This is a genomic window from Pseudomonas bharatica, from assembly GCF_048586865.1.
In the GTDB taxonomy this organism is placed as follows: Bacteria; Pseudomonadota; Gammaproteobacteria; order Pseudomonadales; family Pseudomonadaceae; genus Aquipseudomonas; species Aquipseudomonas bharatica.
Genome location: NZ_JBMAWR010000010.1, coordinates 181,687 through 188,333, shown reverse-complemented (window position 1 = coordinate 188,333; position 6,647 = coordinate 181,687). Strand labels below are relative to the sequence as shown.

Genomic DNA, 6,647 nt, shown 5'->3' with positions numbered 1-6,647 from the left:
GGGGGGGGCCCCCCCCCCCCCCCGCGGGGGGGGCCCCCCCCCGCTCCCACAGGGTCCTCTTCAAGCAGGCAGATACTGCAACCTGAACCCCAGACTCGCCTCCTCCCCCTGCTCCAGCAACCGTAACCCCGGCCGCCCCGGCAAATGATGGGCATTCACTGGATGACTCACCGGCTCGACACAGAAAAACGGCTTGTCCTCAGGACAGAACAGCAGGAAGTAGTCCGCCCCGGTAGCCCGGCATTCCAGCCGATATCCCGGCTGTTCGATCACGCACTCACCGGCCCAGCCACTGAACGCATGATCCACCTGCCGTGCCGGCAACCCGGACAGTTCGGAGAAGCGCCAGTCCTCGGGAATCTCTGCCTCGTACCAAGGCAATCGCCCTTGCTCTCCCAGCCACACGCTCCGCGCCGGCGCGAGCAAGCGGGTCTGCGGATAGCGCGGAAAATACGGATGCAAGCCCAGCCCATACCAGTTGGCCTGTTCATCCAGATGGGTCACGTGCAGGTCCAGGTTCAGGCAACCCTCATGCAGATGCACATCCAGGGTCGCCTGGTAGGCAAAGGGCCATTTGCTATCGAGGGTCAGCCGCGCCCGCCGCTCACTGTGATGATCCACCTGCCAGGCCTGTTGCCAGGCGCTGCCGTGGATCGGATAGGGATCATGGTCGGTATTCGGCGCCAGCACCTGCCAGCCATCCGGGCGTTCGAAGCCGCCTTCGGCGATACGGTTGGACCAGGGTAACAGCGGGTAGCAACCCAATCGGCGCGGCGTGCCAGCGGCTTTCGCTTGGTCATCGGCGTGGCGCAACAGCGCTTCCCCGGTCGCCTTCACTTCCCAGTTGACCAGGCTGCCGCCCAGCCCCGGGGCAATGCTGAGGCGGGTCAGGCGGTCTTGCAGGTACAGCTCGCTCAAGGCCATCGAAGGCTCCTGTGGATAAAGGGCTCAGCCACTCTTGCGCCAGGTCAGCAGGGCGATGCCGCCTACCACCACCGCGCCGCCGAGCAATTGCAGGCCACTCAGTTGTTGGTCGAGCAAGGCCCAGCCCAGCAGCATGGTGGCGATGGGTTCGATATTCATCACCGGCGCGTTCTGCGCCATGTTCAGCCGCGGTACGCAGACGAACAGCAAGGTGAAGGCGATGCCGTAGAGCACCACCAGGCTCGCCAGCGCCAGCCAGCCTCCCGTCGTGCCCGGTGCGGACAAACCGCTGGGCATCACCCCGCTCACCCCGGCGATCAGCATGCTGGAGAAGACGATGACCAAGGTCAGCAGGCTGCGCACCGGCCCGCGCATGGCGGCCAGCTTGTGATCGGTTATCCACAGCGCGCAGGCAAAGGCACAGGCCGCGCCGAAGGCCAGGCTTACGCCGAGGGTCCAGTGCGGATTGGCCTCACCGCTGTCGAGCAGCCGCGCCGGCACATCCAGGGCCAGGACCAGCCCGCAGAGAATCAGGCCCATGAACAGCACGCTACGCCCTGTCGGACGCGGCCCACCCAGCGCCCAGGTCAACAGCGCGAGCAGCATCGGAAAGGTATTACCCACCAACAAGGCAAGGGCCACGGGGATCCGCGCCACGGCCGAATACAGACAGAGACTCTGGGTCGCGATCAGCAAGCCCAGCAGCAATTGCCAACGCAACGCTCCGGCCGGCAGCCCCAGTGGCTGACGCTGCCAGGCCAGCAATCCGGCCAGCACCAGCAAGGTAATCCCGGATCGACAAAGAATCGCCAGCAACACCCCGGTGCCGTCATCGAAAGCGAAGCGCGCGGCGATATGGTTGCCGGCGAAGGAACAGGCCAGCAACGCCAAGAGCGCGATCGCCAGCTTGCGCGGAAACAGCCCGGGTGCAGCGGAAGGAACAGCCATGTGCGAAATCCATATGCGAAAAAAAGGCGGGCCAGTACCGGCCCGCCCAAATGACCGCTTACAGCACGACGCTGGGCAGCCAGAGAGAGATTGCAGGGATGTAGGTCACCGCCATCAGCACCATGAACAGCGCCAGGTAGAACGGCAGCAGCGCCTTGACCGTGGACTCGATCGAGACCTTGCCGATGGCCGAGCCGACGAACAGCACCGCGCCTACCGGCGGCGTGATCAGGCCGATGCCGAGGTTGACCAGCATGATCATGCCGAAGTGAACCGGGTCGACACCGATGCCGTTGATCACCGGCAACAGGATCGGCGTCAGGATCAGGATCAGCGGCGCCATGTCCATCACCGTGCCCAGCAGCAGCAACATGAAGTTGATGCACATCAGGATCACGTAGCGGTTATCCGACAGGGTCAGGAACGCCGTGGTGATCTTCGACGGGATCTGCATCAGGGTCATGACATAGCCGAAGCTGGCCGCGAACCCGATCAGGATCATCACGATGGAGATGGTCCGCACCGTGCGGTGCATCAGCTTGGGCAGGTCGCGCCATTTGTAGTCGCGGTAGATGAACATGGTCACGAAGAATGACCAGACCACCGCTACCGCCGCCGACTCGGTCGCGGTGAACACGCCCGAGAGAATCCCGCCGAGGATGATGACCATGGCCATCAGGCCCCAGAGCGCCTCGCCAGCGATCTTCAGTGCCTGGCGCAGCGGGATCACCTCGCCCTTGGGGTAGTTGCGCTTTTTCGCGAAGAGCAGGCACAGGCCCATCATCACCGCGCTGAGCAACAGCCCCGGCATCACACCGGCCATGAACAGCGAGGCGATCGACACCGTGCCGCCCGCCGCCAGCGAGTAGAGCACCGAGTTATGGCTGGGCGGCGTCAACAATGCCTGCACCGAGCCGCTGACGGTCACCGCGGTGGAGAACTCGCGCGGATAGCCCTTGCGTTCCATTTCGGGAATCAGCACCGAGCCCACCGACGCGGTATCGGCAACCGACGAACCGGAAATCGCCCCGAAGAAGGTCGAGGCCATGATGTTGACCAGCGACAGCCCGCCACGCACGAAGCCCACCAGCACCCCGGCGAAGGCCACCAGGCGCCGGGACATGCCGCCCTCGGCCATGATCGCGCCGGCCAGGACAAAGAACGGAATCGCCAGCAGCGAGAATTTGTTCACCCCGCTGGCCACCTGGATCATCATCGCCTGCAGCGGGATGTCGATCCACCAGGCGCCGATCAGCGCCGCCAGGCCCAGGGCATAGGCCACCGGCATGCCGATGAGGATGAGCAGGATGAAGCTGCCCAAAAGAATGAAGGCATCCATTTATGCAGCTCCTTCGTTTTCTTCCACCAGGTCGAAGCGCACCACCTTGCGATGGCTTTGGTCGCCCAGCATGAGTTTTTCCAGCACGAAGCTCAGGGTCAGCAGGCCACCGACCGGAATCGGCGCGTAGGTCATGCCTACCCGTATGCTCGGCAGCGTCGCCAGGTACTGGTTCCAGGTGGTGACGCACAGCTTGAAGCCGTACCAGGTCATGAACAGGCAGACCAGGACCATCAGCACCTGTACCAGCACACCAACCAGGCGCCGCGGCAATGGGGCGAGACGATCGGTGACCATGTTCACCGCCATGTGCGCGCCGGCGCGGTAGCTGGCGGCGGCGCCGACGAAGGTGAACAGCACCATCAGCAGGATCGATACCGGCTCTGGCCAGCTGGAGCCGGTGCCCAGCACGTAGCGGGCGAAAATGCCCCAGGGGATGATCAACGACATGGCCAGGATCGACAGGCCGGCAACCCAGATGCAGGCGCGGTAGAGCACGTCGTTCAGGCGCAGGAAAAGCGTTTTCATAGGCACCACCAAAGCGGCCGCGCGGCACGGGCCGCACGACCAGGGTCGATGTGGGAGGGATTACTCGACAGCGTCGATACGCTTCATCAGGTCGGCGTACTGCGCGCCGTATTTCTCGCGGACCGAAGCGGTGGCGTCATAGAACGGCTTCTTGTCGACGACGATGAACTCGACGCCGGCAGCCTTGAGCTTCTCTTCGCTGGCAGCGGACTTGGCGTCCCACAGCGCGCGCTCTTCGAACTGCGCCTCGCGTGCGGCCTTCTTGACCAGTGCCTGCTGGTCCGCAGTCAGCTTGTTCCAGGTGGTCTTGGACATCACCACCGGCTCCGGCAGGATCAGGTGGGCGGTCTGGGTGAAGTACTTGGCGTTCTGGTAGTGGTTGTGCTCGAGCAAGGTCGGCGGGTTGTTCTCGGCACCGTCGATCACCCCGGTCTGCAGGGCGCTGAAGATTTCCCCGGTGTCCATGGCGATACCGTTGCCGCCCATGGCATTCATCATGTCGAGGAACAGCGGGTTGCCCTGCACGCGGATCTTCATGCCCTTGAGGTCTTCCAGCGAACGCACCGGCTTCTTGGTGTACAGGCTGCGGGTGCCGCCATCCATCCAGGCCAGGGCGACCAGGTTGAATTCGGAGTTGGTGATCTTGTCGAGGATTTCCTGGCCGATCTCGCCATCGATGACCTTGCGCATATGCTCATGGTCACGGAACACGAACGGCATGTTGAACACGTTCACGTCCGGCACCACCGGACCGACGATGCCAAGGCTGACCCGGGCCATCTGCACGGCGCCGATCTGCGCCTGCTCGATCACTTCCTTCTCGGAGCCCAGTACGCCGCCGGCGAACATCTTGAAGGTGATTTCGCCATTGGTGGCCTCTTCGAGTTTCTTGCCCATGTTCTGTTCGGCGACCACGGTCGGGTAACCGGCCGGGTGCACGTCGGCGAACTTGATATCCAGGGCGAAGGCGGACGCGGAGAAGGCGAAGGGAAGCGCGGCAAGAAGCAGCTTGCGTTTGAAAGTCATGGTGAAGCTCCGTGTTTTGTTGTTATCCGGTTTGGCTTGTATGACGGCAGGTCGTGCGGTGTAGCGTTCAATAGCGCGCGGCGGGTTCCTCCAGGCCTTTGCTGCCGGGATCAAGAGCGAACACACCGCCAGCCAGGGGCTGGTCGGCGAGGTCGATGCCCGCCGGGCGGATCGAGGTGACGAACAGGGTGTCGAGGTTGGCGCCACCGAAGGCGCACATCGCCGGTTTTTTCACCGGCACGGGCAACGAACGGTCGAGACGACCGTCAGGGGTGAAGCGGTGGATCAATCCGGCATCGTTGCCGCAGATCCAGTAGCAGCCGTCCTGGTCGATGGCCGCGCCGTCCGGGCGGCCGGGATGTTCGTGCATATCGACGAAAACCCGGCGGTTGTGCGGCGTGGCCGTGTCGATGTCGTAGTCGAAGACCCAGACCGTCTGCACGCTCGGGTGCGAGTCCGACAGGTACATGCGCCGGCCGTCCGGGCTGAAGGCCAGGCCGTTCGGCACCAGCATGCCCTCGAGCTGGCGATGCAGGCGGCCTTCGCCGTCGTGCCGGTACAGCGCGCCGACGGCAGCGCCCTGCTGCATGTCCATGAGCATGGTGCCGGCCCAGAAACGCCCCTGGCGGTCGCAACGCCCATCGTTGAAACGCATGCCGTCGCGGGCATGCTGCACCGGGCTGAGCTGGCGGCTGTCGAGGCGCCCTTCAGCGTTGGCGGTCACCTTGAAAATGCCGCTTTCCATGCCGGCCACCCAACCGTCGCCGCAACGGGCAATGCAGGCGAGCATTTCCTCGCCCTGCCAGACCCGGTGCGTGCCATCCGCCGCGCTCCAGCGATGAAGCTGCCGGGCGGGGATGTCGGCCCAATACAGGGCCTGCTCGGCGGCGTGCCACACCGGGCTTTCACCGGTGCCGTTGCGGGCGTCGACGATCAGTTCGCATTTCATGGGCCAAGCCTCCTGGCGCGCGGGATCAGTTGAACGGTCCGGCCGCGACGAAGGCGCCGCCCTGGTAGACCATCGAGGGATCATCGGCAGGCGGCGCCGGCTGGGCCTCCACCTGGGCACGGAAGACTTCGGAGGTGTCCTTGGGCACGTAACCGAGATGCTCGGCGTAGCGGTTGTCCCACCATACGGTGCGGTTGTCGGATGCACCGAACACGATGGTGTGGCCGACGTCGGGGGTAGTCAGGCCGCGCTGGATCAGTTGGGTCAGGTCGTCGTAGCTCAGCCAGGTGCAGAGCATGCGCGGGTTCTGTGGTTGATCGAAGGAGGAGCCGATGCGGATGCTGACGGTCTCGATGCCATAGCGATCGAAATAGAAGCTGGCGACGTCCTCGCCATAGCACTTGGACAGGCCGTAGTTGCTGTCCGGACGACGCGGGGAACGGGCGTCGATACGCTCGTCCTGGCGATAGAAACCGATGGTGTGGTTGGAGCTGGCGAAGATCACCCGCTTCACCCCGTGCTTGCGGGCCGCCTCGTAGATGTGGAACACACCGCAGATGTTGGGGCCGAGGATCTCTTCGAAGGAATGCTCGGTGGACACGCCGCCGAAATGGATGATGGCATCGACACCTTCGACCAGCGCATGTACCGCCGCCTTGTCGGCTAGGTCGCAGGTCACGACCTCTTCATGGGGGCCCGCGGCAGGAGCCATGGGGCTGATATCGGAAAGGCGCAGCACCTCGGTAAAGCCTTGCAGGCGCTCACGGAGGATCTTGCCCAGGCCGCCTGCGGCTCCGGTGAGCAGCAGGCGCTTGAAGGGAATGGTGGTCATGGCCGGCCCTTGTTGTCTGATTTGTTGTAGGTTGTCGTATGACTTTGGCGATTATCGACAGCGATCCGCCTGCCTGTCAACGCTTGGTTGCGGGGATCGCG

At 64.1% G+C, this 6,647-nt stretch carries 7 protein-coding genes; all 7 read right to left on the bottom strand.

Features of this window, described 5'->3' with window-relative positions:
* Window positions 1-60: 60 nt before the first annotated feature.
* The 7 genes from ACKLLE_RS14195 to ACKLLE_RS14165 all read right to left on the bottom strand — a co-directional run bounded on the left by ACKLLE_RS14195 (window position 61) and on the right by ACKLLE_RS14165 (window position 6,546).
* Window positions 61-924, bottom strand: a complete 864-nt coding sequence (locus tag ACKLLE_RS14195) for an aldose 1-epimerase (protein WP_064303356.1) — start codon at window positions 922-924, stop codon at window positions 61-63.
* Window positions 925-948: 24 nt separating this feature from the next.
* Entirely contained in the window at window positions 949-1,872 is a 924-nt protein-coding gene (locus ACKLLE_RS14190) for an EamA family transporter (protein ID WP_420058319.1), read from the bottom strand.
* Window positions 1,873-1,930: 58 nt separating this feature from the next.
* On the bottom strand, window positions 1,931-3,211 hold the full coding sequence (locus tag ACKLLE_RS14185; RefSeq protein WP_009394346.1) for a TRAP transporter large permease: 1,281 nt from the start codon (window positions 3,209-3,211) through the stop codon (window positions 1,931-1,933).
* Window positions 3,212-3,739 (bottom strand): TRAP transporter small permease, encoded by a 528-nt coding sequence (locus ACKLLE_RS14180; protein ID WP_420058318.1) that lies wholly within the window; start codon window positions 3,737-3,739, stop codon window positions 3,212-3,214. It lies immediately after the preceding gene.
* Window positions 3,740-3,799: 60 nt separating this feature from the next.
* Window positions 3,800-4,765 (bottom strand): TRAP transporter substrate-binding protein, encoded by a 966-nt coding sequence (locus ACKLLE_RS14175; protein WP_420058317.1) that lies wholly within the window; start codon window positions 4,763-4,765, stop codon window positions 3,800-3,802.
* 67 nt (window positions 4,766-4,832) lie between these two features.
* Entirely contained in the window at window positions 4,833-5,714 is an 882-nt protein-coding gene (locus tag ACKLLE_RS14170; RefSeq protein ID WP_420058316.1) for a glucurono-1,5-lactonase, read from the bottom strand.
* Window positions 5,715-5,739: 25 nt separating this feature from the next.
* A complete protein-coding gene (locus tag ACKLLE_RS14165) occupies window positions 5,740-6,546 on the bottom strand; it encodes an NAD-dependent epimerase/dehydratase family protein (RefSeq protein WP_420058314.1) in 807 nt (268 codons plus the stop codon).
* Window positions 6,547-6,647: the final 101 nt, after the last annotated feature.

Coding starts and splice junctions, on each gene's coding strand:
- ACKLLE_RS14165 (WP_420058314.1), bottom strand. CDS start 6,546: ATGACCACCATTCCCTTCAAGCGCCTGCTGCTCACCGGAGCCGCAGGC.
- ACKLLE_RS14195 (WP_064303356.1), bottom strand. CDS start 924: ATGGCCTTGAGCGAGCTGTACCTGCAAGACCGCCTGACCCGCCTCAGC.
- ACKLLE_RS14190 (WP_420058319.1), bottom strand. CDS start 1,872: ATGGCTGTTCCTTCCGCTGCACCCGGGCTGTTTCCGCGCAAGCTGGCG.
- ACKLLE_RS14175 (WP_420058317.1), bottom strand. CDS start 4,765: ATGACTTTCAAACGCAAGCTGCTTCTTGCCGCGCTTCCCTTCGCCTTC.
- ACKLLE_RS14180 (WP_420058318.1), bottom strand. CDS start 3,739: ATGAAAACGCTTTTCCTGCGCCTGAACGACGTGCTCTACCGCGCCTGC.
- ACKLLE_RS14185 (WP_009394346.1), bottom strand. CDS start 3,211: ATGGATGCCTTCATTCTTTTGGGCAGCTTCATCCTGCTCATCCTCATC.
- ACKLLE_RS14170 (WP_420058316.1), bottom strand. CDS start 5,714: ATGAAATGCGAACTGATCGTCGACGCCCGCAACGGCACCGGTGAAAGC.